This window comes from Actinokineospora globicatena (assembly GCF_024171945.1).
GTDB classification, from domain to species: Bacteria; Actinomycetota; Actinomycetes; order Mycobacteriales; family Pseudonocardiaceae; genus Actinokineospora; species Actinokineospora globicatena.
On record NZ_JAMTCR010000002.1, the window covers coordinates 364,689 to 378,123 of the forward strand.

Annotated in this window: 15 protein-coding genes; 6 read left to right on the forward strand and 9 right to left on the reverse strand. The window is 69.4% G+C overall.

Features of this window, described 5'->3' with window-relative positions:
- The first annotated feature begins 60 nt into the window (after nucleotides 1-60).
- Both LV79_RS01690 and LV79_RS01695 read left to right on the forward strand, forming a co-directional pair.
- Nucleotides 61-1,029: an ATP-binding cassette domain-containing protein gene (locus LV79_RS01690; protein ID WP_253831417.1), complete on the forward strand. Its 969-nt coding sequence runs from the start codon at nucleotides 61-63 to the stop codon at nucleotides 1,027-1,029.
- The gene (locus tag LV79_RS01695) at nucleotides 1,019-1,786 is read left to right on the forward strand and encodes an ABC transporter permease (RefSeq protein WP_253831418.1); all 768 of its coding nucleotides are present in this window, start codon (nucleotides 1,019-1,021) and stop codon (nucleotides 1,784-1,786) included. Before LV79_RS01690 ends, LV79_RS01695 begins: the two co-directional genes overlap by 11 nt.
- On the opposite strand, the gene LV79_RS01700 is transcribed toward LV79_RS01695, so the two are convergent.
- The 4 genes from LV79_RS01700 to LV79_RS01715 are packed head-to-tail and all read right to left on the reverse strand — an operon-like array spanning nucleotide 1,783 to nucleotide 4,914.
- Nucleotides 1,783-2,775 (reverse strand): glycoside hydrolase family 183 protein, encoded by a 993-nt coding sequence (locus LV79_RS01700; RefSeq protein ID WP_253831419.1) that lies wholly within the window; start codon nucleotides 2,773-2,775, stop codon nucleotides 1,783-1,785. The genes LV79_RS01695 and LV79_RS01700 overlap by 4 nt on opposite strands.
- A complete protein-coding gene (rsmI, locus tag LV79_RS01705; RefSeq protein WP_253831420.1) occupies nucleotides 2,772-3,599 on the reverse strand; it encodes a 16S rRNA (cytidine(1402)-2'-O)-methyltransferase in 828 nt (275 codons plus the stop codon). The genes LV79_RS01700 and rsmI overlap by 4 nt, the downstream gene beginning before the upstream one ends.
- Entirely contained in the window at nucleotides 3,596-3,997 is a 402-nt protein-coding gene (locus LV79_RS01710; RefSeq protein ID WP_253831421.1) for a hypothetical protein, read from the reverse strand. Before LV79_RS01710 ends, rsmI begins: the two co-directional genes overlap by 4 nt.
- A gap of 47 nt (nucleotides 3,998-4,044) precedes the next feature.
- Entirely contained in the window at nucleotides 4,045-4,914 is an 870-nt protein-coding gene (locus LV79_RS01715; protein ID WP_253831422.1) for a helix-turn-helix domain-containing protein, read from the reverse strand.
- Nucleotides 4,915-5,100: 186 nt separating this feature from the next.
- On the opposite strand from LV79_RS01715, the gene LV79_RS01720 reads away from it, so the two are divergent.
- Nucleotides 5,101-6,669: a dolichyl-phosphate-mannose--protein mannosyltransferase gene (locus tag LV79_RS01720; protein WP_372495248.1), complete on the forward strand. Its 1,569-nt coding sequence runs from the start codon at nucleotides 5,101-5,103 to the stop codon at nucleotides 6,667-6,669.
- Here LV79_RS01720 and LV79_RS01725 read toward each other — a convergent pair.
- Complete coding sequence (locus LV79_RS01725) at nucleotides 6,620-6,856, reverse strand: hypothetical protein (RefSeq protein WP_253831423.1); 237 nt, start codon at nucleotides 6,854-6,856, stop codon at nucleotides 6,620-6,622. The two genes, LV79_RS01720 and LV79_RS01725, sit on opposite strands and share 50 nt — an antisense overlap.
- 86 nt (nucleotides 6,857-6,942) lie before the next feature.
- Here LV79_RS01725 and LV79_RS01730 point away from each other — a divergent pair, with 86 nt between their 5' ends.
- Entirely contained in the window at nucleotides 6,943-7,899 is a 957-nt protein-coding gene (locus LV79_RS01730; protein ID WP_253831424.1) for a GlxA family transcriptional regulator, read from the forward strand.
- Between the two features lie 540 nt (nucleotides 7,900-8,439).
- Here the strand turns inward: LV79_RS01730 and LV79_RS01735 are convergent.
- Complete coding sequence (locus tag LV79_RS01735; protein ID WP_253831425.1) at nucleotides 8,440-10,392, reverse strand: serine/threonine-protein kinase; 1,953 nt, start codon at nucleotides 10,390-10,392, stop codon at nucleotides 8,440-8,442.
- 274 nt (nucleotides 10,393-10,666) lie between these two features.
- Between LV79_RS01735 and LV79_RS01740 the strand changes: the two genes are divergently transcribed.
- On the forward strand, nucleotides 10,667-10,879 hold the full coding sequence (locus LV79_RS01740; protein ID WP_253831426.1) for a KTSC domain-containing protein: 213 nt from the start codon (nucleotides 10,667-10,669) through the stop codon (nucleotides 10,877-10,879).
- 64 nt (nucleotides 10,880-10,943) lie between these two features.
- Here the strand turns inward: LV79_RS01740 and trxA are convergent, their stop codons facing one another.
- Nucleotides 10,944-11,309 carry a thioredoxin gene (gene trxA, locus LV79_RS01745; protein ID WP_253831427.1) on the reverse strand — a complete coding sequence of 122 codons (366 nt, stop codon included), beginning with the start codon at nucleotides 11,307-11,309 and terminating at the stop codon, nucleotides 10,944-10,946.
- 83 nt (nucleotides 11,310-11,392) lie between these two features.
- The gene (locus tag LV79_RS01750) at nucleotides 11,393-11,992 is read right to left on the reverse strand and encodes a TetR/AcrR family transcriptional regulator (RefSeq protein ID WP_253831428.1); all 600 of its coding nucleotides are present in this window, start codon (nucleotides 11,990-11,992) and stop codon (nucleotides 11,393-11,395) included.
- 77 nt (nucleotides 11,993-12,069) lie between these two features.
- Between LV79_RS01750 and LV79_RS01755 the strand changes: the two genes are divergently transcribed.
- Complete coding sequence (locus tag LV79_RS01755) at nucleotides 12,070-12,636, forward strand: TIGR03086 family metal-binding protein (RefSeq protein WP_253831429.1); 567 nt, start codon at nucleotides 12,070-12,072, stop codon at nucleotides 12,634-12,636.
- On the opposite strand, the gene LV79_RS01760 is transcribed toward LV79_RS01755, so the two are convergent.
- Entirely contained in the window at nucleotides 12,593-13,435 is an 843-nt protein-coding gene (locus LV79_RS01760) for a putative RNA methyltransferase (protein WP_253831430.1), read from the reverse strand. The genes LV79_RS01755 and LV79_RS01760 overlap by 44 nt on opposite strands.

Below are 13,435 nucleotides of genomic sequence, written 5' to 3' on the forward strand. Positions count from 1 at the left end.
GTGCCGCTCGGGTGGCGCATGCTGCGCACCAGGTAGTCAAATTTGACTAGAGGGGTGGGCATGATCGAGGCACACGGCCTCGCCCGGAGCTTCCGGGCCAGGGGCAAGGAGATCGCCGCGGTGCGCGGGGTCGATCTCGACGTGGCGGCCGGGGAACTCGTCGGGTTCCTCGGGCCGAACGGCGCGGGGAAGACCACGACGCTGCGGATGCTGACGACGTTGCTGCGGCCGATGGCGGGCCGGGCGGTCGTGGCGGGCCGGGACCTGGCCGCCGATCCGGTCGGGGTGCGCCGCCGGATCGGCTACGTCGCGCAGGGCGGGGGGACGATCCCGGAGTCCAGGGTGCTGGAGGACCTGGTCATGCAGGGTCGCCTGCACGGGATGGGCAAGGCGGACGCGACCGCGCAGGCCCGCGCGGTCGGTGAGCGGCTGGACCTGGGCGAGCTGCTGGAGCGCCCGGTCAAGTCCCTCTCCGGCGGGCAGCGGCGCAGGCTCGACATCGCGTTGGGCCTGGTGCACCGGCCGGACCTGGTGTTCCTGGACGAACCGACCTCCGCGCTCGACCCGCGCAGTCGAGCGAACGTCTGGGAGCACATCCGGGCACTACGCGCGGACCTGGGAACCACGGTGTTCCTGACGACGCATTACCTAGACGAAGCGGACGCGTTGTGCGACCGGGTGCTCGTTATCGACAACGGCGAGATCGTCGCCACCGGCTCCCCCGCCGAACTGAAGGCGAAGGTGTCCGGGGACTTGGTGTCGGTAGGAGTGCCGGAGTTGGCTCTTAGCCGTACGGCGGAGATCGCGGGACGCATCGCTGGCGGTGACGCGGTGTCTACTAGCGACAACACTGTCGAGTTCCGCGTCCCGCGTGGGGATCTAGCGCTACCTGAGCTGCTGCGCGCGCTCGACGCCGCTGGCATCAGCACCACTTCACTGCGTGTCCACCAACCGACGCTGGACGACGTCTTCCTCACCCTGACCGGTAGGACCATCCGCGACGCCGAGGAGGCCGAAGTTGCTGCGTGAAACCTGGCTCGTCTTCTCCCAGGCGATGCGGCTGTCGCTGCGCAACCCCGCGTGGGCCGTGATCGGCGTGATGCAGCCGCTCCTCTACCTCTTCTTCTTCGGTCCCCTCCTGGAGCGGATGACCGCGAACACCCCCGGCTTCCCGCCCGGCACGTCGTGGCAGATCCTCACCCCGGCCCTGATCGTGCAGCTGGCCCTCTTCGGCGCATCGTTCGTCGGGTTCGGGTTGCTCGCCGAGCTGCGGATGGGGGTGGTCGAACGGATGCAGGTCACCCCGGCCAGCAGGCTCGCGTTGCTGCTCGGGCGGGTCCTGCGGGACGCGGTGCAGACCCTGGCCCAAGCGGTGCTGATCCTGATCCTGGCGTTCACCGTGTTCGACCTCCGCGCCTCAGTGGGGGCGGTACTGCTGACTCTGGTGATGGTCGCCTGCTTGTCGCTAGCGCTGTCCTCGTGCTCTTACGCGCTGGCGTTGAGCTTGCGCAACGAGGAGGCGTTCCCGGCGATCCTCAACACCGTGCTGATGCCGATCTTCCTGCTGTCCGGCATCTTCGTCCCGATCACGCAGGGCCTCGCCCCGGATTGGCTCTACACGCTGTCGCGGTGGAACCCGTTCGCGCACGTGGTCGACGCCGAGAGGGCGTCGTTCCGCGGCGAGTTCACCACCGACGCCCTGCTCACCGGGTCGGTCGTGCTGTTCGTGATGACCGCGTTGAGCCTCTACTGGGGCGCGCGGACGTTCCGCCGGGAAAGCGCCTAGGACAGCTCTGCCCGCATGAGGTAGACGTTGTAGGACTGCCAGAGCGACATCGTGAAGTAGATGACCGGGCCGTGCGCCGACGCTGGGTGGAAGAACCCGCCATAGAGACCGGGGTAGTCCCGACTCGTGGCGACAGCCCTACCTTCGCTCCACGGCCCGGTCAGGGTCTTGGCGCTCCGCAGCACTATGGCGCCCAGCGCTTCATCCAGGTGGAGTGCGAGCCAGCATCCAAAGTGGACCGAGTAGATGACCGACAGCTCGGCAACGTTGCCCTGCATCACCGGTACGGCGCGGAACTCGTCACGCGGATACCAACCGGCGCCGTTCCAGTAGTCGTACGCACGCCTGTCTAAGACGTCGTCCTTGGCGACCCGGGCGAGACTGGCACTCCCCCAACGACCGTTGGGTGTGCCTAAGAGGTAGAGGTAGTCCTCCCCGAGCGCGAAAGCCCCTAGCTGGAAGGGGTGATCGTGCTCGGCCCGGTTGATCCACCTAGCACTCTCGGACTTGTCCCACGTCTCACCGCCGTCGGTCGAGACAGCGATACCGCTGTAGTTGGTCCTCCAGCGGCCCTTGGAACCCCAAGCGCGCACGGACATGTAGTGCAGGTAGTGCGTATCGCCGATGGCCACCCCCGAGCAGGGGATGACTGTCTCCTCGTCGATGCGCGGATCGCGGTCGAGCACCTGCCTGGCCTGACCGCTCGGCCCGGTGATGACACTGTCGAACCGCAGGCCGTTGTCGAGGTCGCGGTCGGTGGACACGGCGAGGAAGTTGCACCGCCAGTCGCTGCCCTCGCGCGGCCCGGCACCGTCGCCGCACCAACCCTGGCCGTAGGTGTCGCCGAAGAGCACGAACGTCCGACCGGCGGCGTCGGCCCACATGAGGCCGAGGTCGGTGGCGTGCACCCCGAACCGGCGGGCGGTGTCGTTGGCCGAGTCGTGGCCGGTGATCTTGGCGACCAGCGTGGTGCCGATCGGGAGGGTCATGCTCGACTCACCGCCGCGTCGTAGAGGGCCTTCTTGCTCACCCCCGTCGCCGCGGAGACCTCGGCCGCGGCGTCCTTGAGCCGGGTGCCCTCGGCCGCCAACGCCCTGACCCGCCCGACGAGGGTGTCCAGGTCCAGTGTGCGGGGCTCGGCGCCCGCCAGCACGACGGTGATCTCCCCGCGCACGCCCTCGCGCGCCCACGCGGCCAACTCGGCGAGGGTCCCGCGCTTGACCTCCTCGTAGGACTTGGTCAGCTCCCGGCACACCGCCGCGCGCCGCTCACCGCCCAGGACGTCCACGGCGTCCGCGAGGAGGTCGTCGATGCGGTGCGGCGCCTCGAAGAACACGGCGGTCCGCGGCTCGTCGGTCAGGTTCGCCAGCCACTTGCGCCGCTCCCCCGACTTCCGCGGCGCGAAGCCCTCGAAGCAGAACCGGTCACAAGGCAGCCCCGATAGCGCCAACGCCGTCGTTACCGCTGACGGGCCCGGTAGGCACGTGATCGGCAATTCGGCCTCTACGCACGCGACGACCAACCGGTACCCGGGGTCGGACACGCTGGGCATCCCAGCGTCGGTGATCAGCAGGACGGTCTGCCCGTCGCGGATAGCGTCAACGAGCCCCGGCGCGCGGCTGGCCTCAACAGCGTCGTAGAAGCTCACGATGCGGCCCGCCATCGTCACGCCTAGAGCCGCGGCCAACGCCCGCGCGCGCCGTGTGTCCTCTGCGGCGATGACGTCGGCACTGCCCAGCGCCTCGACCAGCCGGGCCGACGCGTCGCCGATCTCGCCGAGCGGTGTCCCCGCCAGCACCAACCTGCCGGTCACCTGTGGAGCCCGGTCGGCAGGACGCTCTGGTCCCGCAGGAACTGGTAGGCGGGGACGCGCCACTTGACCCGCTTGGCCGCGCTGCGCGACATCCAGTCGTCGTTGTGCTCGACCAGGCCGGTGGTGAAGTACAGGGTCCCGCGCTTGCGCTCGACGAGGTCGACCCACCGGAACGTGACCCGCACGCCGTTGCCCTCCAGCACGCAGTGCTCGTCGCTGACCAGCAGCCGACGCGACCGGAGGGTGAACACGGCCAACAACGCCATGGTGGCGGGGAGGACGACCAGACCGGAGCCCACCTCCTGGCGGACGACGAAGTGGCCGAGCGCACCGGCGGCAGCGGCGACGAGGGCGATCCCCAGGATGATCTCCCAGCGCGCGCGGTATGTGGTGAACACCAGGCGAGGGTACCCGCGCGCGACCTCCCGGCACGGGCCCTCGGTGATCACCCGGACCCGACGCCCACCCCCGGCGCCTCGGCGAGAGCGCTGATCATCTCGGCCGACGCCGCCGCCGACAGCGCGATCCCGTCGACGCGCTGCCACACCCGCCGGTGGGTCAGCACGGACTCCTCGTCGTCGAGGAACAGCGACCGGGAGCGGTGCTCGGTGTGCACGAGGGCGCGCCCCTGCTCGAAGTCCATCAGCAGGAACGCGCCGTCCAGCCCGGGGTGCGCGCCGACCGCGTCCGGGACCACCCGGATCTCCACGTGCGGCCTGCGGATGACCTCCGCGAGGTGGCGCAGCTGGGCGGCGGCGATGGCCGGGCCGCCGACCGGGATCCGCAGCGCCTGCTCGCCGATGAGCACGTGCAGCGCGGGCGGGTGCTCCCGGCTGAGGATGCCCTGCCGCGCCAACCGGGCACCGACCTTGACGTCGAGCTCGGCGTCGCCCGGCGGCTCCGGCGCGGTGCCGCGGATGGCGGCCCTGGCGTAGTCGGCGGTCTGCAGCAGGTCCGGCACGAGGTGGGCGTGCAGGACCCGCAGAGCCACCGCCTTGGACTCCCAGTCGATGAGGGTCTGCCACTGCTCGGGCAGGCCGCGCCCGTGCACCTGCAGCCACCCCGGCTCGGCGGCGCGCCGGACCAGGTCGAGGATCTCGGCCTGGCGCGGCTCGGGCACCCGGTAGAGGCCGAGCATCGCCTGCACGTCGCCGAGCCGCAGCCCGCTGCTGCCGGTCTCGACCCGGCTGACCTTGGCCTGCGACAGGCCGAGCCGGGCGCCGACCTCGCCGGTGGTGAACCCGGCCTGTTTGCGCAGCCTGCGCAGCTCACCCGCGACCTGTCGCGACCTGATGGTCGGCCGTCCTGGAGGCACCGCGTACCCCGTCCGTCACGCCAGCGTCCCTGTACGACAACGGCTGATGATCCTCTTGTACCGCCCCTGAACTGGGCAAACAACTACACGATCAGCTGATTCCCAGATCACGGCGCGACACCGGCGTAACCCGATCGCGGAACTTCCGACGCGGATCGCACACCGGGGCGCCTACGATCTCCCCCCGTGAGCGCCCTGGTAGCCGACGACGAGGCCAGCCGAACACCGTCACCCGAAACGGTGACCCCGGCCGCCGACCCCACCGAGGTCACGCGCGCGCGGCTGCTGGGTGCGCCGATGCCAACCGACCGGCTGCGCGGCTGGCTGGTCACCGCGTTCATCGGGCTGATCGCGGGCATCGTCCGGTTCCAGAACCTGGGCTGGCCGACCGACCAGGGCACCCCGGTCTTCGACGAGAAGCACTACGTGCCGCAGGCGTGGCAGATGCTGCGCAACGGGGGGTACGAGGACAACCCCGGCTACGAGGTCACGGTGCACCCCCCGTTCGGGAAGACGCTGATCTCGATCGGCGAGTACCTGTTCGGCTACAACGGCTGGGGCTGGCGGTTCACCGCGGCCGTGGCAGGCGTGCTGATGGTCGTGCTCGTGGTCCGCATCGCCCGCAGGCTGACCAGGTCCACCCTGCTCGGCGGGGTCGCGGGCGTCCTGCTCATCGCCGACGGGGTCTCGCACCTGCAGTCGCGGATGGGCATGCTCGACATCTTCCAGGCGTTCTTCGTGCTCGCCGCCTTCGCCTGCCTGCTGCTCGACCGGGACCTGGTGCGCCAGCGGCTGGCCCGCGCGGTCGAGGACGGCTGGATCTCGGCTTCGCCGCTCGGCCCCCGGCTCGGGGTCCGCTGGTGGCGCATCTCCGGCGGTGTCCTGCTCGGCCTCGCCTGCGGGGTCAAGTGGTCCGGCCTGTACTTCATGGCGGGCTACGGCCTGCTCACGGTGATCTTCGACCTGACCGCCCGGCGCGCGGCCGGGGTGCGCAGCCCCTGGTGGGGCACCATCGCCAGGGACCTGGTCCCGGCGCTGTGGGCGTTCGTCGGCGTCGCGCTGCTGGCCTACCTGGCCACTTGGTCGCCGTGGTTCGGCAGCGAGACCGGCATCGACCGGCACCTGGTCGCCACCACCGGCAGCGACCCGGTGTCGGTGATCAAGGGCGCGCTGGGGTCGCTGCTGGAGTACCACCAGAAGGTGCTGACCTTCCACGAGGGCCTGGTGACCAAGGCCGAGTCGCAGCACCCGTGGGAGTCGAAGCCGTGGACGTGGCCGATGAGCCTGCGGCCGATGCTCTACTACTACGAGGGCAACACGACCGCCTGCGGCGAGTCCAAGTGCGTCTCGGCCACGATGCTGATCGGCACCCCGGCGCTGTGGTGGCTCTCGCTGCCGATGCTCGGCTGGGGCCTGTGGCGGATGTTCAGCAAGTTCGACTGGCGCTACGGCGCGGTCGTCACCGCCTACCTGGCCGGGTACCTGCCCTGGTTCCTCAACCTCGACCGGCAGATGTACTTCTTCTACGCCACCCCGATGGCGGCGTTCCTGGTGCTCGGCATCACGCTGACGCTCGGGCACCTGCTGGGGAAGGCGGGCGACGGACCGGAACGCCGTCGCACCGGTCTGCTCGCCCTCGCCCTCTACGTCGGCCTGGTGGTGGCGAACTTCGCCTGGCTGTGGCCGATCCTCAACGGGGACTCGATCACCGAGTGGCGCTGGCAGGCCGAACTCTGGCTGCCGTCCTGGCGCTGACCGCTTCCCGTGCCCGGGTGGGTGCCGCCGAGCGCAGTTCGGCGGCGACCCTGAGCAGGTCGCGGTCCTCGGCGTCGGTGCTCCCGGCCAGCCGGGAACGGGGGGTCGTGGCGGTGCGGACGTGGTTGCGGTCGAGCCCCAGCACCAGCAGGGCGAGCAGTGTGACCAGCACAAACGCGGTTGTCATGGCACTAAGTTTGCGATGAGGAAGTTACTGCCAACAGTGGCAGTTCTGACCTTGTGCAACAAAATCCTGCCAGTTACGCTGCGGTCATGCTGAGGACCGTGACCGCTGTGCTGATCGACGGCGTTGCCCCGTTCGAGTTCGGCGTGCTGTGCGAGGTGTTCGGCACCGACCGCACCGACGACGGGGTCCCGCCGATCGAGTTCCGGGTGTGCGGCGAGGTCGCGGGCGCCCCGGTCCGCACCAGCGTCGGCGTCACCATCACGCCCACGCTCGGCCTGGAGGCCCTCGACGGCGCCGACCTCGTCGCCGTCCCCGCCACCAGGATCCGCGACGGCTACCCGCAGGCCGTGCTGGCCGCCCTGCGCGCCGCCAACCGCGGCGGCGGCACCCTCCTCTCGGAGTGCAGCGGCGCCTTCGTCCTGGGTGCCGCCGGCCTGCTCGACGACCGCGCCTGCACCACCCACTGGCGCCACGTCGACGAGTTCGCCACCCGCTTCCCCCGCGCCAACCTCAACCCCGACGTCCTCTTCGTCGACGACGGCAACATCATCACCAGCGCGGGCACCGCCTCCGGCATCGACGCCTGCCTCCACGTCGTCCGCCGAGAACTCGGCGCCGCCGCCGCCACCGCCATAGCCCGCCGCATGGTCGTCCCCCCACAACGCGAAGGCGGCCAACGCCAGTACGTCGACACCCCCATCCCCGAGTGCACCAGCGACAGCCTCCAACCAGTCCTCACCTGGATGCTCGAAACCCTCACCGACGACCACACCGTCGCCGCCCTCGCCGCCCGCGCCCGCATGTCCGAACGCAGCTTCGCCCGCCACTTCGTCGCCGAAACCGGCACCACCCCCCACAAATGGCTCTCCGCCCAACGAATCCTCCACGCCCGCCGGTTGCTGGAACAGACCCCCATGTCGGTGGACGAGATCGCCCGGGAATGCGGATTCGGCAGCGCGGCGCTGCTACGACACCATTTTCAGCGGCTGGTTGGGGTGCCGCCGAAGGATTATCGGCGGACTTTTGCTAACCAGTCTGTTTGATGGGGGTGCTCGCTGGGGCTGGGAGCTGGGTTATCCACAGGGGGCTCAGTTGTCCACAGGCTCAACTTTCAGCCTCTCTGGGCTTGCGTTCCCTTGGGTAGGCTGTGCATTCGGGGGTCTTTGGGGCAGGTTGATCTTGGGGGCCGTGGTTGGCAGGGCGTTGAGCTGGGGGAAGTCCGGGTTTCGTGGCCTCCGCTGCGCTGCGGGAAACGCCTCGCCTGCGGCATCGGACTGACGCGAGTTTCGAGCAGAGCTAGATGGGGCGAACTTGTTTTGCGTGGGGCCCCGAGACCACCCGTGGCAGGACCGCAAAGCCGAGGCCGAAAAGCATGGCCCTGTCCGCTACCGACGCTACGGGTGGTCCTCCCCCACACAAAACAAGTCCACCCCATCGAGCCAGCCTGGCACCAGCGCCTTCGTGGAGCGGTGATCGGCCAACGTCGCTGGCAGGTGGTCTTGGGCCAACGTCGTCGAGGACGATGACCTGGCACCGGTCATGAGGGGGCTGGGTGGCCTCCGGCTGCGTGAACTCGTCCTGGGTTAGCGCATGGGGCGGGTTCGGTCGGCTTGTTCGATGGCGCTGCGGCGGACTATTTGGGTTACGGGGCCGGTTTCGGTGTGGCCTTCGCGGGAGAGCCAGTCGCTTAGTTCGCGGGCTACGGCGTTGAGGGTTGGCCTGCGGGCGGGTTCGGAGTCCAGGGAGGCCGTGAGGATTCGGCGGTGGGCGCTGCGCAGGGGGAGTTCTGTGAGCGGGTCGCCCTTGGCGGCGGCCATCAGGGCGGCCATGGCGTTGTCGCGGCTGCCGCGGGGTGGTTTGCCGGTGAGCGCGTAGCTCACCGTTGCCGCGAGTTGCCAGGCGTCGGAGGCGGGGGTGGCGTTGGCGCCCGCGGCGGTTTCCGAGGCGAGGAAGTCGGGGGTGCCGACCATCATGCCGGTGGCCGTCAGCGTCGAGTCGCCCTTGGAGCGGGCGATGCCGAAGTCGATCAGGTGGGCGTTGCCGTTCGGGTCGATGATGATGTTCGACGGCTTCACGTCGCGGTGCAGGACGCCCTTGGCGTGCGCGGCCGAGAGGGCACCCGCCATGGTGATCCACAGCCGGGCGACGGCGACGTCGTCGAGCGGGCCGCCCCTGGCGACGCGGTCGGCGAGCGGCTGGCCCTCGATGTACTCCATGACCAGCCCGAGGCCGTCCGGCTCGGCGACGATGTCGTAGACGCGCACGCAGTTCGGGTGGTGCACGGCGGCGAGCGCGCGGGCCTCGCGCAGCATCCGCTCCTCGGTCTCGGCGTCCGGCGCGTGCGCCATCTTCACCGCGACCGTGCGGTCGAGCTGGGTGTCGACGGCGAGCCAGACGGTGCCGAAGCCGCCTTGGCCGAGCGCGCGCACCTTGCGGAACCGGCTGCCCGACGGCTTGACCGGCGGGGGCGGCGGGGTGGCGCCGCGCGGGCTGAACGGCAGCGGACCCGGGTCCGCGGCGAGCTTGCCGAGTGCGGCGCGGTCGGGCTCCGGCTCGCGCAGCGTCGGGTTGGGCAGCGGCGGCGGCGCGTACGGCGGTGGCTGCCGGACCGACGGCTGCTGCTGGCCCTGACCCGGCGGCACGTACTTGGGGACCGGCGGGGGCGGCACGTACGGCGGCGGTTTCTGCTGCCCGTGCTGCTGGCTGTGCTGCGCCTGCGGTTGCCCCTGGCTGTGCTGCTGCGCCGGGCCGACCTGCTGGCCCTGGCTGTGCTGCTGCCCCTGGCCGTGTTGCGAGCTGTGCGGCGGCGGTCCTGCCGCGTCCGGCTTCTGGTAGTTGCGCTCGACCGAGGACCAACTCGGCGGTCCGATGACGTACACAGGTACCAACCCCAAGATGCTGATCGGCAGGAAGCCGAGCCACAGGTGCGCCGCGGTGTTCGCCTCGACCGGCAGGCTCAACACGGCCATGATCGCGAACGGGACCCAGATGAGCCTGCTCGGCCACTTCGGCCCCCGGCGCATCGCGGCGCGGGCCTGCAGGATCACGAACAGCAGGCAGACGGCGGGCACGACGACGAGCGCGCCGATGCGCAGCAGGTACATGGGCCAGGTCTCGTACGGGTGGAACAGGACCTCGTACCCGTTGGCCCTACCGCCGAGGTATGCGTTCTGCGGTCCGACCCAGCAGGTGCCCTCCTGGAACGACCGCATCTCCTCGGCAGTGAACGTCACCGCGCCGTCGCCGGTGAAGACGCTGCGGTAAGCGCTACCGACGCCGTTGAAGAGCAGCCACGGCAGCAGGAACGCGCTCACCCCGCCGACGACGCCGAACACCGTCAGCGTCACCGGGTTGTAGGTGTTGCCGGTGAACTTGCGGACCAGCGCGATGATCACCGTGCCGAGCACCGGCAGCAGCGCGATCAGCGCGCCAGCCGTGCTGGTCGCCCACACCCAGTCACCGGGGCAGATGCCCGGGCCGAAGATGCTGTGCGCGAAGGACAGCAGTGAAGCAGCCAGCTCCAGCACCGCGTCCACCAGCTCCTCTCTCCTCAGGCCTGCCCCGGCGGATCACCGTCCAGGGTAGTTGGCCGTGACCGGCGACCCGGTCGGTTATCCACAGGACGTCACAGACCGCACCGAGGTTGTGGTGGCGCTGAACACCGATCCCACCCCGCGCGCCCGGATCCCGGCGACCAGTCTATCGCCGACCGCGCGGGCGCCATCGGGGCCGGAAACCCGGTACGACGGGTGGCGAGGTGGTCGGGGTGGCAGGGTGAGGCGCACGGCAGGCGAGCGGAGGGTCCCACGGATGGAACGCAGACCGGTGGCGTCCACGAGCATCGCGGCCATCGGCTACGACGCCGACCGGCGCGTCCTGGAGGTCGAGTTCCACAACGGCGGCGTCTACCAGTACCTGGACGTGCCCAAGAAGGTCTACTGGCAGTTCGCGTCCGCGCCCAGCCTCGGCGCCTTCCTCAACCACGAGATCAAGGACCGCTACAGCGCGCGGGAAGTCGACTAAGAGCCCCTGAACAGCACAAGAGGCCCCGATGACGCGGTTGTCACCGGGGCCTCTTGTCGAAGTTCTATTCGGCCTGCGCGGAAGCCACCTGAGCGCGGACCTCGTCCATGTCGACGGCCTGCACCTGCGTGATCAGGTCCTCCAGCGCCGGGGCGGGCAGCGCGCCGGGCTGCGCGTAGAGCACGACACCGTCGCGGACGGCCATCAGCGTGGGGATGGAGGCGATGTTGAACGCCTGCGCGAGCTGCGGCTGCGCCTCGGTGTCGACCTTGGCGAAGACGATCTCGTCCCACTTCTCCGACGCGGCGTCGAAGACCGGGGCGAACTGGCGGCACGGGCCGCACCAGGCTGCCCAGAAGTCGACCAGCACGGTACCGCCACCGCCCACGACCTCGTCGAAGTTCTCGGCGGTCAGTTCCACCGTTGCCACGTGGCCTCCTCATTCCGGGTTTGCCTACCGGCGTACAGCCCTACCAACGAGCCTGCCCCGGCAAACATTCCCGGGGTAGTTCCCTACCCCGGCGCCCCCAAACGCGAACGCACCGCGGTCAGCGCCCGATCGTAGTGGGAGTCCTCGCGAGTGAGGAGGCTGTCGTGGTTGGCAGCCCTACCGAGCGCGTTCAGCTCGAACACCAACTGGTCCACGTCCGCTACCTCCGCCATGTGGCCCTCTTCGACGCACTCGGCGACCAACCTGGCCAGGAGTTCGTTCCACACCCGGCTCCACCTGACGACAACGTCGTGCACCTTGCCGTCGCGCGCGTCGAACTCGGCTGTGACCGCGGAGAAGAAGCACCCTCCTACGAACACCCGCGCGCGGGAGAAGTCCATCCACCGGTCGAACAGCGCGAGTAGGCGCGGTTTGCCGCGGGGTGCTTGGAAGGCGGGGCGCAGTACGTGCTCGGTGAAGACCTCTTCGGCGAACGAGATGGTCGCCAGTTGCAGGTCTTCCTTAGAGCCGAAGTGGGCGAAGATGCCGCTCTTGCTCAGTTGCAGGTCGGCGGCGAGCCTGCCCAGGGTCAACCCTTCGAGCCCGTCGACGGTGGCGATGTCCACCGCGCGGGCGAGGGTGATGCGGCGGGTGTGGACGCCGCGGGCGTGTCGTCCGTCCATGGAAAACAATCTAGACGGTCGTGCGGGCATCTGACACTATCTGACCGATCGTTCGTATAACTTTCTGGAGGACCCGCGTGGACGTCAGGGACTTGGACCGCCGCGCCATCGAGGCGACCGGCCGGATCGTCGACACCCTCACCGACGAGCAGTTGGCCGCGCCGACGCCGTGCCCGCGGTGGCAGGTGCGAGACGTGGTGGCGCACATGGCCGACAACAAGCGGCGACTGCTGACCGCCCTCACCGGCAGCGCGCCAGAGCCGGGTGACGACGTGCGGGGAGACTTCCGCATCGCCGCCACAGCGCTTACCGCCGCGTTCACCGAAGACAGCCTGCTCACCGCCTCTTACGAGTTGCTTGGCATTGAGTACAACGCCGCGGTGGCCCTGTTTGTGCACTTCGCCGACACACTTGTTCACGGTTGGGACATCGGTACCGCTATCGGCCAAGATGTCCGCCTACCGGAAGACCTCGTCCAAGCGGCCCTCAAGGGCATCTCGCGTTGGCCCGACGACGGCACCATCTGGGGCAAGGACGGCCTCTTCGGCGAGAAGCTGCCCGTCGCCGAAGACGCGACACCGCAAGAGAAGCTGCTCGCTACTACCGGCCGCTCTCCACAGTGGACACCGGCAAGTACGTCGTGACCGTGACAGAGCCAGTTACAGCTACCGGCTCAGACAAGGCTCTTACCTTGGCCGCGATATCTTCGGCCTCGGAGTGAAAGGCTGTCGGCCCCATCCCCACCAGGGCAGCGGCATCGCGGTGCGGTAGCGCCATCGGGAACTCGCAGAGAACTCGGTGCTCTTCGGTGAAGTACGGCGCGAGCCTCGCAGAGACCTGGTCGCTCTTGTCAGCCGCGACCGTCAGCATGTCCACGGCAGACACAAGCTCACCTAGGTGTCGCTCCGTTGGCGCTACCACAACGAGTTTGCCATGAGGGTGCAGGATTCGGTTCAACTCCACCGGATTGCGCGGAGCGAACACGTTCAGCACCAGGCCAGTTGACTCTGTCTTGATCGGTAAGTCCTGCCAGGCGTCGCAGAGGACCGCACCAAGGCGCGCGTGCGCCCGAGCGGCCCTCTTCAGAGCCGGTTTAGCAGCGTCAACGGCAATCCCTGCGCGGTCCGGGCGCGCGTCGAGCACAGCAGCCAGGTAGTGCCCAATGCCTGCGCCGATATCGGTGACACAACCGGGACCAGGCTCGATAGCAACGAGTTCACGGACGATCGGGTCGTAGTGGCCCGCACCGAGAAACGTGGTGCGGGCGTCGATCATGGCGGCAGTGTCACCGGTGAAGCTCGTCGGCGCGCGCAGCAGGCTGACATAGCCCTGTCTCGCAACGTCGAAAGTGTGCCGGTTAGGGCAATGCAGGGAGGTGCCGGACAACTCGAGGTCGTCGCCGCAGTGCGGGCAGACCAGGTACGGCAGTACGTCGGCGAGCAC

Bases quoted from the DNA above. Each gene is read 5' to 3' on its own strand.
- LV79_RS01740 (WP_253831426.1), top strand. From the start codon at position 10,667: ATGGAACGCAGACCGGTGGCGTCCACGAGCATCGCGGCCATCGGCTAC.
- LV79_RS01750 (WP_253831428.1), bottom strand. From the start codon at position 11,992: ATGGACGGACGACACGCCCGCGGCGTCCACACCCGCCGCATCACCCTC.
- LV79_RS01700 (WP_253831419.1), bottom strand. From the start codon at position 2,775: ATGACCCTCCCGATCGGCACCACGCTGGTCGCCAAGATCACCGGCCAC.
- LV79_RS01730 (WP_253831424.1), top strand. From the start codon at position 6,943: ATGCTGAGGACCGTGACCGCTGTGCTGATCGACGGCGTTGCCCCGTTC.
- LV79_RS01690 (WP_253831417.1), top strand. From the start codon at position 61: ATGATCGAGGCACACGGCCTCGCCCGGAGCTTCCGGGCCAGGGGCAAG.
- LV79_RS01725 (WP_253831423.1), bottom strand. From the start codon at position 6,856: ATGACAACCGCGTTTGTGCTGGTCACACTGCTCGCCCTGCTGGTGCTG.